We start from the raw sequence: 20,018 nt of genomic DNA, 5'->3' as shown, positions 1-20,018 counted from the left end.
TTTATTATATAGGACAAAGAAAAAACGCACAGTTTTCTTAATTATTGTAAACCCAATACAAATGCGCCTGCTGAAGGTTATTTTTACATTTTAACAAAAAGGAGATATAGTGCCGGATATAATTCAGTTGTTGCCAGATAATATCGCTAACCAGATAGCTGCAGGAGAAGTTATACAAAGACCGGCGAGCGCAGTTAAAGAGTTGTTGGAAAACGCAGTAGATGCAGGTGCTACAGAAGTAAAACTGATTGTAACTGATGCAGGGAAAAACCTGATACAGGTAGTTGATAATGGTAAGGGGATGAGCGAAACTGATGCAAGGATGTGTTTTGAGCGACATGCAACGTCAAAGATTTCGAGCATTGAGGACCTGTTTAAAATAAAGACAATGGGTTTTCGCGGCGAAGCACTCGCTTCTATTGCTGCTGTCGCCCAGGTGGAGTTAAAAACAAGGAAGGTGGATGACGAGCTGGGCAGTTGCCTTGAAGTGGAGAATAGCATCGTAAAGAAGCAGGAACCTTGCGGCGCTTCGGCCGGTACAAATATCTGTATGAAGAATTTGTTCTTTAATGTGCCGGCAAGGAGAAATTTTTTGAAAAGCAATGCTGCAGAGATGCGCCATATTGTAGATGAGTTTATACGCGTGGCAATGGCTTTTCCTCATATTTTCTTTTCGCTTACCAGCAATGGACAGCAGGTTTTTCACCTTGAGTCTGGTAGCCTGAAACAAAGGATTTCACAAATACTTGGGACCTCTTATACCTCTAAACTTGTTAGCGTAAGCGAAGACACCGATTACATGAATGTTTACGGATTTGTTGGAAAGCCGGAGACAGCAAAAAAAACAAGGGGAGATCAGTATTTCTTTGTCAATAACCGTTTTATTAAGAGCGCCTATTTGAACCATGCCGTCATGAGGGCTTTTGACGAGATGATTGCAAAGGATAGTTTCCCGATGTATGTTTTATTTATAGATCTCGACCCGTCTCAACTTGATATCAACGTACATCCAACAAAACAAGAAATAAAGTTTGAGGATGAAAAGATTGTATATGCATTTGTACAGGCTGCTGTAAAGCATGCCTTGGCCCAGTTTAGCATTGCACCATCTCTTGACTTTAGTTTGAACGCCGACATACAGCAGATGGAAGCTGTTTCCAAACCTGTTTCCGGCGATAGGATGGAATCGATTACTTCATCAAACCTTTTTAAAACATTTAGCCAGAAAAACCAGGCGCACAAGATTGAGGGCACTAACCGAAGTGAGTTAAGAAGCTGGAAGGATTTCTATGAACCTTCTGCTCAACCCTTGCCTTCAGATGCGTATACTGATACCGAAACAGAAAACACAAGTGGCCAGTTAGAATACACTGGCTACTCTTTACTAAAGGATGAACAGAAACAGAGGTTGTTGCCCGATGCAATCCTAACCCAGCTTCATGCAGCCTACATTGTAACCCCCACAGCACAAGGGTTTTTGTTGGTGCATCAACAGCAGGCGCACGAACGTGTGCTGTACGAGCGCTACAGCGAGGCGGTTCACGGAAAGCAGATGCCAACGCAACAAAGCCTTTTTCCATCTACTATACAATTAGGTGTATCAGATGCTGTCTTAATGCAGGACTTGCTTCCCGACCTGAAGGTACTTGGTTACCTGATTGAGCCTTTTGGTAATAATACTTTTGTGGTGCAGGGCACGCCAGCAGATATTTTACAGGGAAACGAGAAAATGGCCATTGAATTATTGCTGGAGCAATACAAACACTTTAGTAGTGATATTAAATTTACGAAAAGAGAAAAGTTGGTAAGATGTGTTGCTAAACAACAAGCCATCAAAACAGGTAGGAGCCTGGGGCAAAAAGAAATGATGGTACTGGTAGAGGAACTTTTCTCCTGTAAAACGCCTAATATAACTCCCAACGGCAGCCCTACCTATTTGGAGTTTAAAGCAGATTATTTAGAGCGGATGTTTGGGAAATAGGACGCCGATACTTTAGGAGTAAATATCAGCCAGAGTAAGTTGAACCTGGAAAAATGGCAGCGCTATGACTTCGTCCATCTCTGAGAAATATTTTACTGACCAATCGCCGTTCTCATCTTTTCTCGTAGAGGATTCCTGTTTCATCTGGTTTTATATATTCTTCTAAAGAAGAACTTTTATCTGTATCTGTTACTTGCTGCATAAATTCTTTATACCCAAATTCACTCTCTTCTTTTAATATCTGTCAATAACAGAAGTTATAAAGCTTTCAATTCCCTTTCTTATAAAAGGCGCGGAAGCCTGGTGATTATTAACCATTACAGAAAAAATAAGTTGTCTGTTTTTCTTAGTGATGAGGTAACCGCTTAAAGCAAGATTATTACTGATTGTTCCTGTTTTTGCAAAAATGTGTTGCTCGTAACCTTTATATAAACCTTCCAATGTTCCTTCATTTGCCCCCGGTAAAATGATCTTTAATCTTTCAAAACCAAATTCATCTTTTAGTTTTTTCAAAAGTTGTACAAAACCTTCCGGAGATATAAGGTTATAACGGCTTAAGCCACTTCCGTCAACCCATTTAGGTCTTTGGCGCAGGTCCTTCAAATCTGTCTTAAGCATGGTGTCAATCATTTTCGTATCGTTCATCTCACCCAAATGTTCATTGGCTGCCATTAGCAGGGTTTGCTCTGCAAAAAAGTTATCACTTCGATGCATCATGATTTTAAAAAGAGAATCGCTCGGTTGAGAATATACAGGAAAACCGGAGGTTGAATTTTGAGGCGTATAATCAGTATTCACTTCTTTATGTAACGTGTCAGCGAGGTAACGGCTGGCAAACAGTCCCTTTTCCATCGACATGGTAATGGTTTTTGAAGGCGCTAAAGTGCCCCCGGTCGTATCGATGGTATAAAAGTGAGCAGCTAAATTTCTGGTCACGTCCCATTTCTTTCCTCTTTCAGGGGTGCCAATTAAAAATGGCTTTATTACAGGCGGGTTAGTTCGAACCGTATCTCCTTCAAAATATACCGTGGCAAGATTACCGTAGATAGGAAAGGGGTCTCTCTCAGCCATATAATCGTACGCATAATCGTCCCAGGCCCAACCTCTTCCAAAAGGTTTCGAAGCAAATGCCGTATTTATTCTGACAGAGGTAATAGTCTTTTGCTGAAGAAATTTTAGCAATGGCTGGTTTTTGAAATCCGGATGTAGAAACGTTGGATCGCCCGTTGCCTGAATGATGGCAGTTCCCTCATCCATAGTAACACGTGCTGCAATAAGACTATCTTTTAGATATTTCATCCCCGCATACAATGAAAATAACTTGGTATTACTTGCAGGAATAAAATAATGGTCAGACTGATTTTTGTATAAAAATTGATTGGTTGCAGGATCAAAAACAGCAATGCCAATATGGGCAGGTAACAGTTCTTTTTGATCTAATAAGTAAGCGCGGGCGTTTTTACCCAACTGCTTTTGAGTAGAGCAGGAAACAAGCAGGAAAATGGCAAAGAAAAAAGTAAGCGAATGCACAATAACCGGTTTCTTATTTTCCATTTTCGATATTAGAATTTTCAATTTGGTTCACGTTCTCTCAACGGCTCTCAACCATCTTTCCGGTATATCGTTGGCTGAAGCAATCATATAATCAAGGTGGCTGCAGGCAATCATTTTTCCATCAGGTATCTCCATCCACCACCGGCCGGTTCTTTTGCTTTGTAAAAAAGTTGTTTCCAATTCTGCAAAAGCCAGCCTAAACTCGTTAAAGCTGTCGCGGTCTTCAAGCTTTGCCTCATGCTTACCTTTGTTCACCCCGTCCATCAGGTACCAAAGCATGTGCGATATTTGCTTTGCCGTAAGGTTGTGCTGATCCTGGTCAGGAAGGTAGCCATAAATACCAATTGTATTTAGATGATGGCTCATGCCTGCATACTGCATCAACATACAAGCTTCTTCGCCGCTAAAACCGTTGGGTGTAATCCAGTTTGCAGGAGCATGGCTGTTTTGAATAGCAGAAATATCAAAACTAAATAAGTTTGAGTTTCGGATAACAGGCTCCATTTCATCCATTTTTTCCTTTACCCGCCCCACCCTGAAACAATCGAACCTCAGCCTGTCAATAGTCTCGAGCATTGTAGGATGTACAAAATAACTTTGAAACCCGATGTGGTTGTAGTGTCGGATAAAGTTGGGCTCGCCTACCAGCATTTCCATTAAGAAATGATCAGAAGGTAAAACGCTATCCATATTCAGGTCAATTCTTGCGTCTACACAGGTAGCCTCAATAATTTGTTCGAGGTCTGCATATGCCCTGTATTGAGCCTTAGTAAGGTCATGACTTCCGCCTAGTATTACTACCCGTTTGTTATGCCGTATCAGTTCATTAACCACTGATTTTAAAGCAGCGTAAGAGTCTTGTAATGTTGCCCCCGGCCGCACGTTTCCAACATCGGCCACCTGTACATCTGTATGCCATTGAAACAGGGAGTAAAACTCTTTTCGAATTGCATCGGGGCCTGCATTTACGTTTCGTAAAGGCCCCATTCCCCGGCTTTCGCCAAAGCCTACAATTACCAAATCTGCCCCTGCCAGATCCGGAAAAAATTCATCATTTACTAAAATGTGTTTTCCGAGTTGCGTCTCCTTATATCCTTCGTCTTCAGACAGCTCGTATAAATTAACAGGCTCAAGAAAATCCAAAATGCTTTCAAAATCAGGCATCAGCGTACAATTTGATATGGGGTTTAAACTAACAAACTTTAATAGACCTTTTATGGAACTAAACAAACTTACACAAAAAGGCTTTGTACCTAAATAATGGGGAATAATGAAAGTATACACCTCATTAATTAACAATGCAGCGTAAACAGCCGAAATACTTTTAGGGAGCGGGCATTGAATAGAAATTATACATTGTTGTGTCACTCACTGCATCTGAAAATTGTTATTCAACTTTTCCCGGTATTATTTTGAAATTAAAATAAGGGTAATGTCCTTTATATTTATCCGCAAATACTCAAGCCACTGCATTTACTGCTAACAACATGAAAGATGGAGTACAAATAAGACCCTTGAAACCTGAAGATGCAGGCGTGCTTGCAGCCATCTGCAACAACAAAAAAATTTGGCTGAATGTAAGGGATCGCTTTCCCCATCCATATACCGTTAGCAATGCTGTTGAATGGATAGCTTTTACGCTTAATCAAAAGCCTATTCAAAATATGGCTATCACCTATAACGGAGAAATAGCAGGCAGCATAGGCATAATGCCTAAAGACGACGTGTACCGTAAAAGCATAGAAATCGGGTATTTTGTAGCAGAAGATTATTGGGGCCACGGCATTGCAACTGCGGCGGTGTCTTTACTTATTCACTATATAAAAGCTCATTTCGATGTTTTTCGTATTTACGCTGAGGTCTTCGATCACAACATCGCATCAATGAAAGTGCTTGAAAAAAGCGGCTTTCACCTGGAAGGCATAAGAAAACGGGCTGTAGTTAAAAACAATGTCGTAATGGATGATTATGTGTGGGTAAAGTTTATCGGGTAGCTGAGATCCTCTACCTATGGCTTTTATTTATCAGCACAGGGAGCATAGCCGGTAACCTGGCATTATGGTAAACAAAACGTACGGGCCATTCGATTAAATTAAGGGTAACCCTTCTGTTGGGTGTAGGCGCAGCATTAACAAGCAAAAGTACACGGGTGCGACGCAACCAAAGCCCAATAGTAGCAGGATTTACGGCCCCCAAAAAATCCCCACTGTATTATACCTGCTCCTTATAAATAACGTCTTATTAATTCATCATTCAGTAATTTGCGTACCTGCAATTTCAGATAATATGGGTTTCAATTTAGTATCTCCTTACCAGCCAGCAGGCGACCAGCCCCAGGCCATTCAACAATTAACAGAAGGTATTTTACAAGGCGAAAGATACCAGACCTTACTTGGAGTTACTGGTAGTGGTAAGACTTTTACGATGGCGAATGTTATTCAAAACACACAGAGGCCAACACTGGTGCTTACCCACAACAAAACATTAGTTGCCCAGTTATACGGCGAGTTTAAACAGTTTTTTCCTGATAACGCGGTGGGTTATTTTGTTAGCTACTACGACTATTACCAGCCCGAGGCATATATGCCGGTTAACGATACGTACATAGAAAAGGATCAGAGCATAAATGAAGAGCTGGATAAACTTAGGTTGCAGGCAACGTCTCAATTGCTGACGGGAAGGCGCGACATAATTGTGGTGGCTTCCGTTAGTTGTATTTATGGTATTGGAAACCCAACGGAATTTGAAAACGGAATTGTGCGCATCAAAGAAGGGCAGGTAATATCGCGACAAGGTTTTTTACATGCTCTTGTCAATAGTTTGTATAGCCGAAGCCAGGGCGATTTTACCAGGGGAACTTTTAGGGTAAAGGGAGATACGATTGATATCAACCTTCCATACATGGATTATGGTTATCGCATTACTTTTTTTGGGGATGAAATTGAAACGATTGAAACGCTGGAGCTATCAACTGGCAAGCGGATTAACAAGATACCGGATGCTGCAATTTTTCCTGCTAATTTGTATATCGCTCCAAAGGACCAGATGCAGCAAGTGCTGTACGAAATACAGGATGAAATGACCTTACAGGTTGAATATTTTAAGAACACGGGAAAGTATATAGAAGCGCAGAGGATTAGTGAAAGAGTGAATTATGATTTAGAGATGATTCGCGAATTAGGGTATTGCAACGGTGTAGAAAACTACTCGCGCTTTTTTGACCGGCGCAAACCGGGTACAAGACCTTTCTGTTTGCTCGATTATTTTCCTAAAGATTTTTTATGTGTAATAGATGAAAGTCATCAAACGATTCCGCAGGTAGCAGGAATGTATGGTGGCGACCGTAGCCGGAAAATGACTCTCGTTGAGTTTGGATTTCGGTTGCCAAGTGCGCTGGACAACCGTCCACTTAACTTTCATGAATTTGAAGGCTTATTAAATCAGACAGTTTTTGTAAGTGCGACACCGGCAGATTATGAACTGGAAAAAACAGGTGGTGTGGTGATAGAGCAGGTGGTTCGCCCAACAGGCTTGTTGGATCCACCAATCGAGATAAGACCTAGTGTAAACCAGATTGATGATTTATTGGATGAAATTGATAAACGTGTAACAAAAGGTGACCGGGTATTGGTAACCACCCTTACCAAGCGGATGGCAGAAGAGATGGATAAATACCTTGCCCGCATCAACATAAAAAGCAAATACATACATAGTGAAGTAGATACGTTGGAGCGTGTTGAAATACTGCGGCAGCTGAGGCTTGGAGACATTGACGTGCTGGTTGGTGTAAACCTTTTGCGTGAAGGATTAGACTTACCTGAAGTTTCTTTGGTGGCCATTCTGGATGCGGATAAAGAAGGTTTTTTAAGAAATGAAAAAAGCCTAACCCAAACGGCGGGTCGTGCGGCACGTAATGTAGACGGACTGGTGATTTTTTACGCCGACATCGTAACCGAAAGCATGCAACGAACTATTGATGAAACCACTCGAAGACGCGAGAAGCAGATTGAGCACAATATTGCTAATGGCATTACGCCCACAACCATTCGTAAAAGTATTCAGCAGATTATGCAGCAAACGTCGGTGCTGGATATTAAAGGTGATCCGGTAAATCAATATGCAATTGATGATGAAGGTTCGCTTGTAACAAGAGCGGCAGAGTCTGAAGGATCGTACAATACGATTCCGAAAATGGAGAAAGCTATTTCGCAAACTAAAAAGCAAATGGAAAAAGCTGCCAAAGACCTTGATTTTATCCAGGCCGCTTTGTTAAGGGATCAAATGTTTAAAATGCAGAAGGAGCTGGAAGGGATGAAAGCGTAGAGTTTTTAACGGATTTGTATTTCAATTAAGCATTGTACTACTGTGGTGAAAGACGGTTGAACGTCGCTGCGTTAACGATATTCCTACATCTTCCGAATTACAGAGAAAGCTAAAAACGAACATGCATGAAAAACAAATGCGGAAGCCACAGTAGCATTGAAGCTTAATCAAGGGGAAAAGAAAGGAACGCGATGTATATCGTTCCTTTCTTGATTTTTCTTTGGTTACTTTCTTTTCATTAAGTAAATAGAAAGTGACAAAAAGCGCCCTCTTAAACTTAGGCTGGTTCCCGTGAAGCTTCAACCAACGTTTGAATGTCTATTTTACCCATTTGCATAAGGGCTGCCATTACGTTTTTTCCGTTACCACTGTCTGTTACAAGACTACCTAAAACTTTCGGCACTATTTGCCACGACACGCTAAACTTATCTTTTACCCAGCCACACCTTGACTCTGCTCCGCCTTCGGACAGTTTGTTCCAGTAGTTATCAATCTCTTCCTGTGTATCCACTTCTACCATTATAGAAACGCCTTCATTAAAGCTGAAGTTATGGTTACCGGTACCGTCCATTGCGGCAAACATTTCATTGTTTAAGCTAAAGTGCCCAAATTTTACATTGCCTTCCGGTTGTTCTTCGCCCGCTTTATAAATCTCCAAATGGTTTATTATGCTGTTTGGAAAAATGGACGTGTAATGCTTCATAGCCTCTTGTGCTTTACCACATAATTCGCCTACAAAAAGTAAACTGGTAGTAATCTTTTGTGCACCTGCAGGTAACTGGCCGAGCATTAGTTGCCAGGTCATCCCAAACTGATCTGCCACCCAGGCGTATTTTTCACTCCACGAATATTTGTCTAAAGGCATCATTGAGATTCCTCCCTCAATAAGCTTGTTATGAACGCGCTCTAATTCTTCGTGTGTTTCACAAGTAACAAACAGGGAGATCGAAGGGTTTATTTTAAAATAAGGACCTCCGTTCAGGCCCATCATTTTTTTACCTTCAATTTCAAACTGTACCACCATAGGTGTGTCTGTGATGATTTTTGAATTACTAAATACCTGGCAATAAAACTCCGCTGCTGCTTTCGCGGTGCCATCAAACCAGAGGCAGGGAAAAATGTTGTTATTCATTTTGAAGTTTTTTTGGAGTGAACAATCGTTACAACTTTATCCGGATGTTGAAGCAAAGCTAGTGTTTAGGTTGAGCCTGGCGATTAAGACATTCATACCATAAACAGTTTTTAAAAAATGAACAAGAATTTTTGCCAAAGAGTTCCAGCATCCAGAAACAATACTTTACTTACTCGAGCAGATCAGCTAAATTCTTAGCCTTCAAATTTTTTTATTTCATCAGAAATTTTATTAACTGAACAGGATTAGATTCTTCAAACGTATTATTTTCCTTATCCCATTTTTCGATTAACAGACTGAGCAAATCGACTGTCCCTCAATAGCTTTAGCTTTGCGCAGTCTTACAAATTCTTCCAATATCGCGTAATACTCATTGTATTGAGAAGCGGTTTTAACGATTGTATAACGGGAACAGATACCGCAGCTATTTTTAGATATAAAATGTGCATAAGCTTTGAATTATTTTAAATTTCGCACAGGTTGCCATAGTTATTAAAAAATCTGTGTAGTTTCCAATTGCATTCCATTTAAGTATTTCCCCTGATACATCTAAGTAGGAAACAACCTGCATGGCGATTATTATCGTTTTGATATAAAGCTTTTATATCAGTGTCTCTCTAATCGTTTATGTTTAAATGATTGGTGTTGTTTGCGGTCGTGGCAGGTGTAACAATATTCAAATTATCATATCTTCTAAAAGAATTATGACTTCTATTGAATTTAATCGTACCTCAAATGTGTTTCTCAACACAGGAATAATTGCTCTGCATCATTATCTCGAAATGTGTGCAGAAGATGAAAGTCTCTTAGCTTACCCATTAAACCAATCCAACTTTAACCTGGAAAAAGATAAGCTTACAATAAACCACGATAACCTTTTTCAGTTGCTGGAAGATGTTTATTATTTGATGGGGAAAGAAGTTTACGATACAGCTACGAACAAGCAAAGGGAAGAATTAGGAAATGTATTTTATGTGGAGGAAACTGATTCATTTGAAAGATTTCCTAAGATATATACTTTAGGATTAACAAATCTTATTACTAATAATGCTCAAGGTGGTACGAGAGAAGAAACAAATACTATAAAGCTTGAAGAATTAAAAAAGAAAAAACCGGAAGTAGCTGAAAAGATTGAAACTTATTTCGCTGATAACAAACTTACCATTCTTAGTAAAATTTATTTTAATGAACCTTATACTAAGATTACCCGGTTAGACAAACCAAACAAATTATACTTTGAACCAGGTAAAGAGTTCTGCTATCTTACTGGAGGATCAATTAAAAAGTTAGTTGACAATCAGAACACATCTCCATTCTTTTCCGGTCTTTTGAATTTCAATTCTTACTTAAAAGGCGGTGACAAAAAAATTAGTTGGAAGGCAATGTATTTAAGTCGTTTTGCTCCAAAGTTTTGTTTGTATATGTACGTGAGCGGCCTTGATAGTATTGTTTGCTATCTTTTTGAATCTGGTAACTTAGAACAGCTTCAACAAATATATAATGAAAACAGAAGCGTTTTCAAAAGCAAGTTGGAACTATTGGATGCTAATTACATGTCTAATTTCAAATTCCACAATTTTAATTACAGAAAGGACAATGAAAATAAACTGACGCTTAAAAGTGATTATACAGAACAGGCGGAGATTTCCTTCATGTTGATTTATACAATTTACAGGCAAATACTTTTTAATCAAGGTGTCGATGAAATAACCGATACTAATGATGATTTTGATCCTATGTCTGAATCTTCATTTAAGAAATTACCTGTGTCTTTGGTTTCCTTCAGAGCTGATAAATTCGCAGCTACACTACGCCCTAACGCATTTGAATATTTTAACAACTTCAAATTTGCTATTAGACTCATTAGCTATCTTGAAAGAAAGGAGGTTAGTTTTCAACAAGCGTTAGGCAGTTTAAAGTTTCTTAAACCTTCCGAAAAGACTTCAAAAAACAGTTGTCGTCTTGAAAGACAAACCAGAAATAGGGTTTTGAAAAAGATACTCGATCAAAAGTCTATTCTCGCAGACATTGAAACTTTATTCTTCCAATGTTTTACTTTAATGACGTCTGGGGAAAACGTTGGTTTCAAAAACTTTCATGTACTACTGAAATTAGTTGAATTATATCAACCCATCATTTATTCAAAAGATAATAATAACATGAAAGAAGAGACGGAAAAAATACAGGAGAAAGCAATCAAATTTGGTTCAAGCATTGGCATCAGTATAATTGGATACGAGAATGCGAATACGTTAAGTGAGAAACAAAGTAATGCTAAAAATGGAAGAGCGTATATAATTTCTCTTCATAAATCACGAACTCTATCTCAATTCACTGAGGCAGTTATAAGGCTTCAAAAAAAATACAATATTATTTTTAGCGGGGAGCTATTAAATAACATTAATGAGGAAAATTTTGAAATGGTAAGGCAATTTGCAATTATTAGCGCTTTAAATCAAATAAACTCAGTTCTAAAAAACACACAGCCATAATGAAAACAAACAGTATAACCATCACCTACTTATCTAAGGTTTCTTTTGCAAGTTTAAACGGTGCTGATAAAGAAGTTGATAATATTAATCCTATTAAAAAGATTACTCTTTCGAACGGAGAAGAATTGCCTTATGTGTCATCACAGGCGGTTAGAAGAGCATTACGCGACGGTTTAGAATCGATGGGATTTACACTATCGCCAATACAGGAAGCAAGTGCAAAAAAAGGTGCTCCAAAAACTACTATTAAGCCTGTTGAATACATAGACGATGATTTGTTTGGATATATGGATGCCTCACCCTCGAAAGAGGAAAAAGGCCGGGGAACATCAACAACACGTACGTCACCTATAAGAGTGGAAGCCCTATTAGCATTAACTGAATATAAAGGAGATTTAGATTATGCAACCAATTTTATGGGAAAGGGTGTAAAAACAGAAAAAGGAGAAGATATACAACCGAATATTTTTGAAACGGAAGTTCATTCAGGTATTTACAGGGGTACTATTTTAATCGAGTTAGATAGAGTTGGTGCCGGACAAGGCTTCGAAGCAGGAGAATTATCAAATGAAGAAAAAAGTACCCGGGCAATTGCCTTTTTAGACGCTTTTCGCAATTTATGGAGTAGTGGAAGGCAAAGTCGCTTTTTATCAGACATTTCTCCAAAATTTATTGCTGCTGCGTATATGAAAGCTAAGAACCCAATTTTCCTTGAAGCGGTAAATGTGGGTAAGGATGGGAAAATAAATTACGAACAATTAAAAACAGTAGTATCAGACTATGAAAAGTTTTTAACTGATTCTGTATTTGCAGGACAGGAAGCCGTGTTTGAATTATCCGATGGTGTAGTTGGACTAAAAGCAGGGTTTGAAAAAATAGAATCGTGGATAAAGGAATATTATAAATCATAGGCATGCCGTATTGTATTGTTGAACTTGTAACGCAAACAGCTACGTTCAGAAACCCAGAGTTTCAAAACTTTCACAAGTCTTTTTTATTACCGCCACCAACTACTCTTATTGGATTAGCAGGTGCTGCAATGGGATTAAGTCCTAAAAGTGCTCAGGACTTTTTTGAAGATGGATTTTATGTTGGTATTTACGGCACTTCGAAGGGTTATTGTAAAGACTTATGGAAGTATAACACATTTGATGAACAGGGAAGTATTATACTAAAAGAAATTCTTTATGATAATCATTTTATTTTGATTTATGGGAGTGATAATGAATCGGTAATTGAAACGCTTAAAGAAGCTTTTTTGGCACCACACTATGCTCTTACATTGGGAAATGATGACTCCTTGGCAAAAATTGTTCAGGTAACTATAGACAACGATTTTACTGATTCCTTTGAAATGTCTAATTGTCTCATAGAAGGTAATATTTTAGAGGAAGTTGTTGAAAAGGCAAAGAACGGGCTTTCGTTTTCAATTTACTCAACATCTGAACCGATAGCTTTTGATTTACCGTTACGTTTTCATTACGAATCAGAATACGGATTTAGACGTGTGATCCAGCGGAAGACGCTTTCGTTTATTGGCGAAAATATGCAGTTGAATTTTTCTAAAAAGGGAGTAAAGTATAAAAACCTGTTCATTCCGGTTTTCAATTTAAACTAAATGGTTAACGAAATTTTAGCCAAATCGGAACCCAATAAGGAGTCTTTAATCGAACATACTGAAAAAGTTCTTTCTATATGGCGAGAATTGAAAAATCGTTATGAGGCTACTTTAAATAAAGGTGATGACTTTTGGCGAAGGTCTTTCTTATCTGCTTTATTTCACGATTTTGGTAAAGTTGCTCAAAATTTCCAGTTGGTCATACAACGCAAGAAAAAGTATGATGAAAATTATATAAGACATGAGTTTTTATCTGGAGTTTTTCTTTATTATTCAGGAGCGAATGACTATAATCAAAATCCATTAAGCTTGTTTGCTGTTTTTAGTCATCATAAGCCGTTAACAGATACTCTTTTTCAAGATGATGGATTTGCTGAGATAAATTCGAAGGAAGAAGATATGACTTTGGTTTTTAAAGATTTTAATAATAAGTTGATCAGCAATGGGTACAATTCCCTTAATCATAAATTAATTCCTTATTGCCTTAAAAGGTTTAGTAAAATGGATAATGGACTGTCCATTTTGTATGATGACTTTGAAAAATTTTTCAAAGGTTTCAAAAGAGATTATCCAATTAGTCAAAATCATAGGAAAGAATATATTCTTTATAAAGCTCTTTTAAATATTTCAGACTGGACAGCATCAGGTCATACTATGCTAACAGAAAAATTTTCCTATACAATAGACCAGCTTAAAAGAGAGATTGTAGATAAACTTAGGAATGAAGGAAAAGAACAAATAGCCCAAGATTTTAGATTCAGAGAGTTTCAGATAAAGAGTAAGATAGAAGGTAGCGTATTGGCTATAGCTCCAACAGGGAGTGGAAAAACTGAAGCTTCATTGATATGGGCAAGTCAGAAGCCGGAATGGAGTAAACTGCTTTATCTTTTGCCTACGAGAGTTACTTCAAATGCAATTTATGAACGGATAACTAGTTATTTCGGCAAAACAAATACTGCTATAACACACTCTTCCGCTCTTTTGTATCGTAAAGAAATTGACGATAACAAAAGTTATGAGAAAACAGAATATCTTAAAGATAAAACTTTCTTTAAAAATGTAACGGTCAGTACTGTTGATCAAGTTCTAACCCTAGGGTTTAATTTAGGTTATTGGGAAATCAAAACGTTTCATTTATACAATGCAAGAATTATTATTGATGAAATTCATCTTTACCAACCTTTTACATTAGGTCTTATTATCTCCTCAATTCAGTATTTGAAAGATCAATTTAGAAGTCAGTTTTTCATAATGACCGCGACAATGCCCTCAAAACTAAAAGTACTACTTCAGAAAACACTTAATATAACCAACGAAAACGCTATCCAGGATAATGAATTACTGAATGAAGCAAGGAATTATTTTGAAGTAAGAGAAAGTTTGGTAGATGATTTACGCGAAGAAATTCAGGAGGCACTTAAGAGATATAAAAAAGTTTTGATTGTTGTGAATACAGTTGATGAAGCAATACGCCTTTATGAAATATATAAAGAAATGGCTGAATACAGCATTTGCTTTCATTCAAGGTTTATCCAAAAAGATCGTTTTGATAAAGAGCAGGATATTCTGAAAAGAGAAAGAGCAGATTTACCAACCCTTTTAATTGCAACCCAGGTAGTGGAAGTTTCTTTAGATATTGATTTTGATATAATGTTTACTGAAAATGCTCCTATAGATTCAATCATACAAAGAGCGGGAAGAATTAATCGAAAAAGAAAAGCAGATAAAGAATCTAGAGTAATTGTATTTCAGCATCAAGCCGTAACTGAAGAATTTATTTACACTGAAGCCGGTATTTTAAGAAAAACATTTGATGTGTTGATTAGGGAGCACGGAAAAAAACTTACGGAGAATGATTTAAATAAATTGGTTGATGAAGTGTATGAAAATTTTGATATTGAAAATCATTTAAGCTTCATAGAAGGGAAAAAAGCATATTTGGAAGTACAAAAAGGATTACATTTTATAAAAGACAATACAGAACAGGATAAAGTTTTTACCAGGGAAGGATTGGATTCGATCAATGTTATTCCTGCAATATTTGAAGAAAAACTATATGCAGTAAGTGCAGAGGAAAAGACGAAATATGAGTTATCTATTAGAAGAACAAAGAAATATTCAACAAAGAATTATCATGATAAAAAGCATAGCTGGTTTATTTACATTGATGCTGATTATGATTTTGATACTGGACTGAAATTCAAACAAAAAGGAACTGAAATTCATACAATGAACTTTTAACTTTCCCCATGCCCACCCCTATCCACCAAACCATCATTCGTTTCCCCGAGATACAATTGGCTACCCGTGACGCGCATAAGTTGCGGGGGTATTTCGGAACGCTGTTTCAGGAGCACTCACCGCTGCTGCACAATCATTTGGAGAGCGGGGAGAGTGCATACAGGTATCCACTGGTTCAATATAAAGTGTTGGATACTGTACCTACGCTGGTAGGTTTAAACGAAGGCGCTGAATTGCTGATTAGCCTGTTTTTAAAAATAAAAGTGCTGGAAATTGGAGAGCGGTCTTATCCTGTTTATCAAAAAAATATTGAAAGCAAAATGATCAATATTGGTTTGTCCGATGATTTGCATGCTTATAGTTTTAAAACCCTTTGGATGGCGTTGAACCAGCAGAATTATTCGACGTATCTACATGAGAATGATGAGCAAAAAGCCAAACACATGAAAGCAATCTTAGTAGGCAACCTGCTAAGCTTCTTTAAGGGAATGGATCATCGCGTGGAAGGAACCATAATGGCCAACCTCAAAATAAAGGGCCAACGCGAAACGCAATTTAAAAACAATACCATGATGGCTTTTGAAGCAGACTTTGTAACCAATACTATGCTGCCCGATACGATAGGATTAGGCAAGTCGGTAGCAAGGGGTTTTGGAACGATAGGAAAAAATAATGGAGGCCTGTAACCTTCTGGTGATGGAATATTAAAGCTATCTCCTAATAAAAGACCACTAATTCACTGTAAGGTTGGCTATTATCGGTAAATTTTATGCAATTAAATTCTGGTTTTTATCAAACTATAAGGCAGCTAATTGAGCAGGCACGTACGCGTGTAAAAGCAACGGTTAATTTTACAATGGTAGAATTATACTGGTCCATTGGTCACCGCATTGTAGAGGAAGAACAGGGTGGCGAAAGTCGTGCGCCTATGGTAAAGTCATATTAAAGCAATTGGCTGAGCAACTTACTGCTGAATTTGGAAAGGGATTTGACCAAAGTAATTTGCGCTATATGCGATTGTTTTACCAGGCTTTTCCAATTTGTGACGCACTGCGTCACGAATTAAGCTGGACGCAATACCGTATTCTTTGTAAGGTACGTGATGAAGATGCCCGCAAATGGTATATGAATGAAGCGGCACAGAATACCTGGTCAAGCCGTGCCCTGGAGGCGTCAGATTGAGGTCTTGTATTTTGAGAGGTTACTTTCAAGCCGGTTTGATAAAGATATAAAGAAGGAGGCTATTGAAAAATAGAAGCATTGCCTGCATCACCTTTAGACTTTATAAGAGATCCGTATGTACTGGATTTTTTGCAGCTTTCTGCAAATCAACAGCTATATTAAGAAGATTTAGAACAAGGGTTATTGGACAACATTCAAAAGTTTTTGCTCGAACTGGGGAAAGGCTTTGCATTTGTAGCACGTCAACAGTATATTGAAGCAGGCGACGAACAATTCAGAATAGATCTCGTTTTCTATAATTTTATTCTCAAATGCTTCGTTTTAATCGATCTTAAAATAGGTAAACTTACCCATCAGGACATAGGGCAAATGGATATGTATGTGCGTATGTATGAAGACTTAAGAAAGCAGGAAGGCGACAACCCGACAATTGGTATTATTTTATGTTCTCAAAAAAATGAAGCGGTAGCAAAGTATTCAGTTTTGAAAGACAGTCGTCAACTTTTTGCTTCGAGGTATGTAACTTTTTTGCCAACTGAAGAAGAATTAAAAGCGGAAATAGAAAAGGATAGAGAAATAATTGAGCGTACAAAAATGTTGAATAAAGAATAGCCGGCTTAAGGCGAAAATGAATATGATTTGAACATGTGCCGCAAAGAACTAAAAGTACACGAGTGCGACGCAACGGCGGTAAAATAGTAGCAATACAGTGTGGCTCCTAATAATTTTCGGTATATTAAATTTCATTATTCCATCAACAATATTCACTCAAGTCAGGCTCGTGTACGAGACTTTATCTTATGCAAATATACCTCAACACATATGGCACCTACCTGCATGTAAAAGATGATATGTTTGAGATAAGAATACCTGAGAAAGATGCTGAACCAAGAAAGCAACATATAGCGGCCCACAAAATATCAACCATTATAATGTCTACATCTGCAGCATTAAGTACAGATGCAGTAAGGCTTGCGCTGATGAATAATATTGATATCATTTTTACTCAATCTGATGGTCATCCAATGGGCCGTATCTGGCACAGTAAACTGGGAAGTACTACCAAAATAAGAAAGCGTCAGCTGGAGGCAAGCCTGGGTAAAGATGCGGTAACTTTTACAAAGGCGTGGATTGGCGAAAAAATGAATAACCAGCTTGAATTTATAAAGGATCTTAAGAAACACCGTTCGCAAATGAGTGAGTTTCTTGATGATAAAATCAGCAGGATGCAAAATCTGTTGCTGTCATTAAAAGGTCTTGAAGCCGATAAAATTGAAGAGATAGCTGATAGTGTACGGGGATTAGAAGGCACTTGTGGCCGCATGTATTTTGAAACCATCAATTATGTTCTTCCCGAGCAATACATGTTTAACGGAAGAAGCATGAGGCCAGCTAAGGACCCCTTTAATGCTTTTATAAATTATGGATTTGGCATATTGTATACAAGAATAGAAAAGAGCCTGATGATTGCAGGTCTCGATCCTTACGTTGGTTTTATGCATCGCGACGATTATAATCAAAAAAGTATGGTTTTTGACTTTATTGAGCCATACCGCATTTTTGTTGAAACAGCGGTGTTTAGATTGTTTGCAGCAAAGAAGGTAAACAAAGCGCATACTGACGAAATTGCAAATGGGGTAACGCTTAATAAAGAAGGCAAGGAGCTACTGGTAACAGCGTTAAACAACTATATGGAAAGCGAAACGATCAGATACAAGGGCCGCAACCAGACAAGGGCAAACGCAATGCAGCAGGATTCACATAGGTTTGCAAACGGACTTATCGGTAACAATAAGTTGGCGGATGAAGGACAGGAAGGTGAGGATAACAGTTGACTGTTTACATGTTTGCGAGGCATAAAGCAAATTTGCTGTTCAAAGCAGAATTTTTATGCTCCGGTCATAGTAGTACTATTAAACATCGTTGCGTCGCACACTTGTACTTTTTATTTTTTATAGCAGCGTGCGCAGGCAACACTCAATAACCATCGCTTTCTCCATTCACGACTCACAACTCACACTATGATTGCATGGGTTATTTATGATATTAAAGAGGATGATGTACGCGGTAAAGTAGCAAAGTGTTGTAAACAGGCCGGTTTATATAGAGTGCAATATTCAGTCTTTCTGGGAACGATTGATGAAAACCAAAAAGACACACTTCAATTACGGCTCGAAGGATTAATAGATGAAGAAACAGATTCAGTATATATATTTCCGATGTCGAAAAGTGAATTAAAAGCCACTGTATTGCTGGGTAAAGCATTTGATAAAAAAATGGTGACCGATGAAGTAAAAGCTTTGTTTTTGTAATTACGTAAAAGCTGCTGCCGTTAGCCACAAGCTGCAAGCGGGTTCACGTTTTTATAGCTTTGAAGCTTGCAGCTAAAAGGTTGCCGTGTAACACAAACTCTCATGACCCTTACACCTTCTCATATAATTGAATATTTATATTGTGCAAGGTTTACCTATTTCGAATATGTATTAACCATACCCCAATATGAAGACCGGCACTATAAAGTACAACGTGGGCGTGAGGTGCACGACCAGAAGCTGGAACAGAATAAAGAATATTTAAGGCGCAGAATAGGAGCTGTGGAAAGATATAACGACCAATACCTTACCAATAACCTGCTTCGTGGAAAAATTGACGAAGTACTGAAGCTGGAAGATGGAACAATGGCTCCGTTGGATTATAAGTTTGCTAAGTATGACGACAAAGTGTATGAAACATACAAGACGCAAATGTTTTGTTATGCATGGCTTATAGAAGAAAATTTTGGATGCCAGGTAAATAAAGGGTTTTTAGTATATACGCGAAGCAGTAATAAATTAATTGAAGTTGAGATTAAGGCTACGGACAAGCAATTGGTAAAGGAATGTGCAAGGGAAATAGGAGTGATTATAAGTACAAATTACTTCCCTGCAGCCACCAAATACAAGCAGAGATGTGTAGATTGCACATACCGGAATATTTGTATAAAATAGCGAAATTCCGGGTAACGTTTTATTTAAATCAAATAAAAAACATGCTGCAATCAAGTGAAGAAGAAGGCGTTAGCTATTCGGAAACTACTACGAAAAGAGATTTAAATAGTTCTTTGACATATTGGAAGTTAAAAAATAAGCATACCAGAAATGAATACAGTTTATTGAGAAGCAGTAAGTTGGAAGAATATACCTCTCACTGACCACCATCCAGAATAAGAAGGATTGAAACAAACAGGGATTATCTCCCTTAAATAAAAGATCTCCACTCACTGACCACCATCCAGAATAAGAAGGATTGAAACGGTGGTAAGTTGCGTTTTCGTAATTCATGATTTTTGTCTCACTGACCACCATCCAGAATAAGAAGGATTGAAACTTTCCTTACCTCTTACCCATAAAGCGCAGAACCAAGACTCACTGACCACCATCCAGAATAAGAAGGATTGAAACAGTAACGTCATAGGTGGACGAGAAGTAGCCAAGTCCTCTCACTGACCACCATCCA

18 protein-coding genes and 1 CRISPR repeat array are annotated in these 20,018 nt (G+C 38.1%); of the genes, 14 read left to right on the top strand and 4 right to left on the bottom strand.

Annotated elements, in window-relative coordinates:
- Window positions 1-109: 109 nt before the first annotated feature.
- Window positions 110-1,981: a DNA mismatch repair endonuclease MutL gene (gene mutL, locus JWR87_RS17695; protein WP_297822666.1), complete on the top strand. Its 1,872-nt coding sequence runs from the start codon at window positions 110-112 to the stop codon at window positions 1,979-1,981.
- A 12-nt stretch (window positions 1,982-1,993) separates the two neighbouring features.
- On the opposite strand, the gene JWR87_RS17690 is transcribed toward mutL, so the two are convergent.
- From JWR87_RS17690 to JWR87_RS17680, 3 genes are all read right to left on the bottom strand, one after another.
- Window positions 1,994-2,125, bottom strand: coding sequence for a hypothetical protein (locus JWR87_RS17690; RefSeq protein ID WP_297822664.1), 132 nt, complete (start codon window positions 2,123-2,125; stop codon window positions 1,994-1,996).
- A 90-nt stretch (window positions 2,126-2,215) separates the two neighbouring features.
- Window positions 2,216-3,535, bottom strand: a complete 1,320-nt coding sequence (locus tag JWR87_RS17685; RefSeq protein WP_297822662.1) for a D-alanyl-D-alanine carboxypeptidase — start codon at window positions 3,533-3,535, stop codon at window positions 2,216-2,218.
- Window positions 3,536-3,562: 27 nt separating this feature from the next.
- The gene (locus JWR87_RS17680) at window positions 3,563-4,699 is read right to left on the bottom strand and encodes a formimidoylglutamase (protein WP_297822659.1); all 1,137 of its coding nucleotides are present in this window, start codon (window positions 4,697-4,699) and stop codon (window positions 3,563-3,565) included.
- 323 nt (window positions 4,700-5,022) lie between these two features.
- Between JWR87_RS17680 and JWR87_RS17675 the strand changes: the two genes are divergently transcribed.
- Window positions 5,023-5,529: a GNAT family N-acetyltransferase gene (locus JWR87_RS17675; protein WP_297822657.1), complete on the top strand. Its 507-nt coding sequence runs from the start codon at window positions 5,023-5,025 to the stop codon at window positions 5,527-5,529.
- 292 nt (window positions 5,530-5,821) lie between these two features.
- Entirely contained in the window at window positions 5,822-7,858 is a 2,037-nt protein-coding gene (uvrB, locus tag JWR87_RS17670; RefSeq protein WP_297822655.1) for an excinuclease ABC subunit UvrB, read from the top strand.
- 277 nt (window positions 7,859-8,135) lie between these two features.
- Here the strand turns inward: uvrB and JWR87_RS17665 are convergent, their stop codons facing one another.
- Entirely contained in the window at window positions 8,136-8,990 is an 855-nt protein-coding gene (locus JWR87_RS17665; protein WP_297822653.1) for a VOC family protein, read from the bottom strand.
- Window positions 8,991-9,625: 635 nt separating this feature from the next.
- On the opposite strand from JWR87_RS17665, the gene JWR87_RS17660 reads away from it, so the two are divergent.
- The 11 genes from JWR87_RS17660 (at window position 9,626) to cas4 (ending at window position 19,510) form a co-directional block, all read left to right on the top strand.
- A complete protein-coding gene (locus JWR87_RS17660) occupies window positions 9,626-11,482 on the top strand; it encodes a hypothetical protein (RefSeq protein WP_297822651.1) in 1,857 nt (618 codons plus the stop codon).
- Window positions 11,482-12,393 carry a type I-B CRISPR-associated protein Cas7/Cst2/DevR gene (cas7i, locus tag JWR87_RS17655; RefSeq protein ID WP_297822649.1) on the top strand — a complete coding sequence of 304 codons (912 nt, stop codon included), beginning with the start codon at window positions 11,482-11,484 and terminating at the stop codon, window positions 12,391-12,393. Before JWR87_RS17660 ends, cas7i begins: the two co-directional genes overlap by 1 nt.
- Window positions 12,394-12,395: 2 nt before the next feature.
- On the top strand, window positions 12,396-13,100 hold the full coding sequence (locus JWR87_RS17650) for a CRISPR-associated protein Cas5 (protein WP_297822647.1): 705 nt from the start codon (window positions 12,396-12,398) through the stop codon (window positions 13,098-13,100).
- Window positions 13,101-15,341 carry a CRISPR-associated helicase Cas3' gene (cas3, locus tag JWR87_RS17645; protein WP_297822645.1) on the top strand — a complete coding sequence of 747 codons (2,241 nt, stop codon included), beginning with the start codon at window positions 13,101-13,103 and terminating at the stop codon, window positions 15,339-15,341. It begins immediately after the preceding gene.
- 8 nt (window positions 15,342-15,349) lie between these two features.
- A complete protein-coding gene (locus JWR87_RS17640) occupies window positions 15,350-16,027 on the top strand; it encodes a CRISPR-associated endonuclease Cas6 (protein ID WP_297822643.1) in 678 nt (225 codons plus the stop codon).
- Window positions 16,028-16,110: 83 nt separating this feature from the next.
- Window positions 16,111-16,287 carry a DUF1016 N-terminal domain-containing protein gene (locus JWR87_RS17635; RefSeq protein WP_297822640.1) on the top strand — a complete coding sequence of 59 codons (177 nt, stop codon included), beginning with the start codon at window positions 16,111-16,113 and terminating at the stop codon, window positions 16,285-16,287.
- A 5-nt stretch (window positions 16,288-16,292) separates the two neighbouring features.
- On the top strand, window positions 16,293-16,523 hold the full coding sequence (locus JWR87_RS17630) for a DUF1016 N-terminal domain-containing protein (protein WP_297822638.1): 231 nt from the start codon (window positions 16,293-16,295) through the stop codon (window positions 16,521-16,523).
- A 183-nt stretch (window positions 16,524-16,706) separates the two neighbouring features.
- The gene (locus JWR87_RS17625; RefSeq protein ID WP_366090939.1) at window positions 16,707-17,135 is read left to right on the top strand and encodes a PDDEXK nuclease domain-containing protein; all 429 of its coding nucleotides are present in this window, start codon (window positions 16,707-16,709) and stop codon (window positions 17,133-17,135) included.
- 188 nt (window positions 17,136-17,323) lie between these two features.
- Window positions 17,324-18,358, top strand: coding sequence for a CRISPR-associated endonuclease Cas1 (gene cas1 / locus JWR87_RS17620; RefSeq protein WP_297822636.1), 1,035 nt, complete (start codon window positions 17,324-17,326; stop codon window positions 18,356-18,358).
- A 186-nt stretch (window positions 18,359-18,544) separates the two neighbouring features.
- Window positions 18,545-18,835 carry a CRISPR-associated endonuclease Cas2 gene (cas2, locus tag JWR87_RS17615; protein ID WP_297822633.1) on the top strand — a complete coding sequence of 97 codons (291 nt, stop codon included), beginning with the start codon at window positions 18,545-18,547 and terminating at the stop codon, window positions 18,833-18,835.
- 102 nt (window positions 18,836-18,937) lie between these two features.
- Complete coding sequence (cas4, locus tag JWR87_RS17610; RefSeq protein WP_297822631.1) at window positions 18,938-19,510, top strand: CRISPR-associated protein Cas4; 573 nt, start codon at window positions 18,938-18,940, stop codon at window positions 19,508-19,510.
- A 195-nt stretch (window positions 19,511-19,705) separates the two neighbouring features.
- Window positions 19,706-19,963: a CRISPR direct-repeat array (repeat unit 37 nt; unit sequence CTCACTGACCACCATCCAGAATAAGAAGGATTGAAAC).
- Window positions 19,964-20,018 lie beyond the last annotated feature (55 nt).

Source organism: Segetibacter sp., assembly GCF_025963695.1.
Classification (GTDB): Bacteria; Bacteroidota; Bacteroidia; order Chitinophagales; family Chitinophagaceae; genus Segetibacter.
The sequence above is the reverse complement of the archived record's forward strand: the minus strand, read 5'-3'. Positions and strand labels throughout refer to the sequence as shown.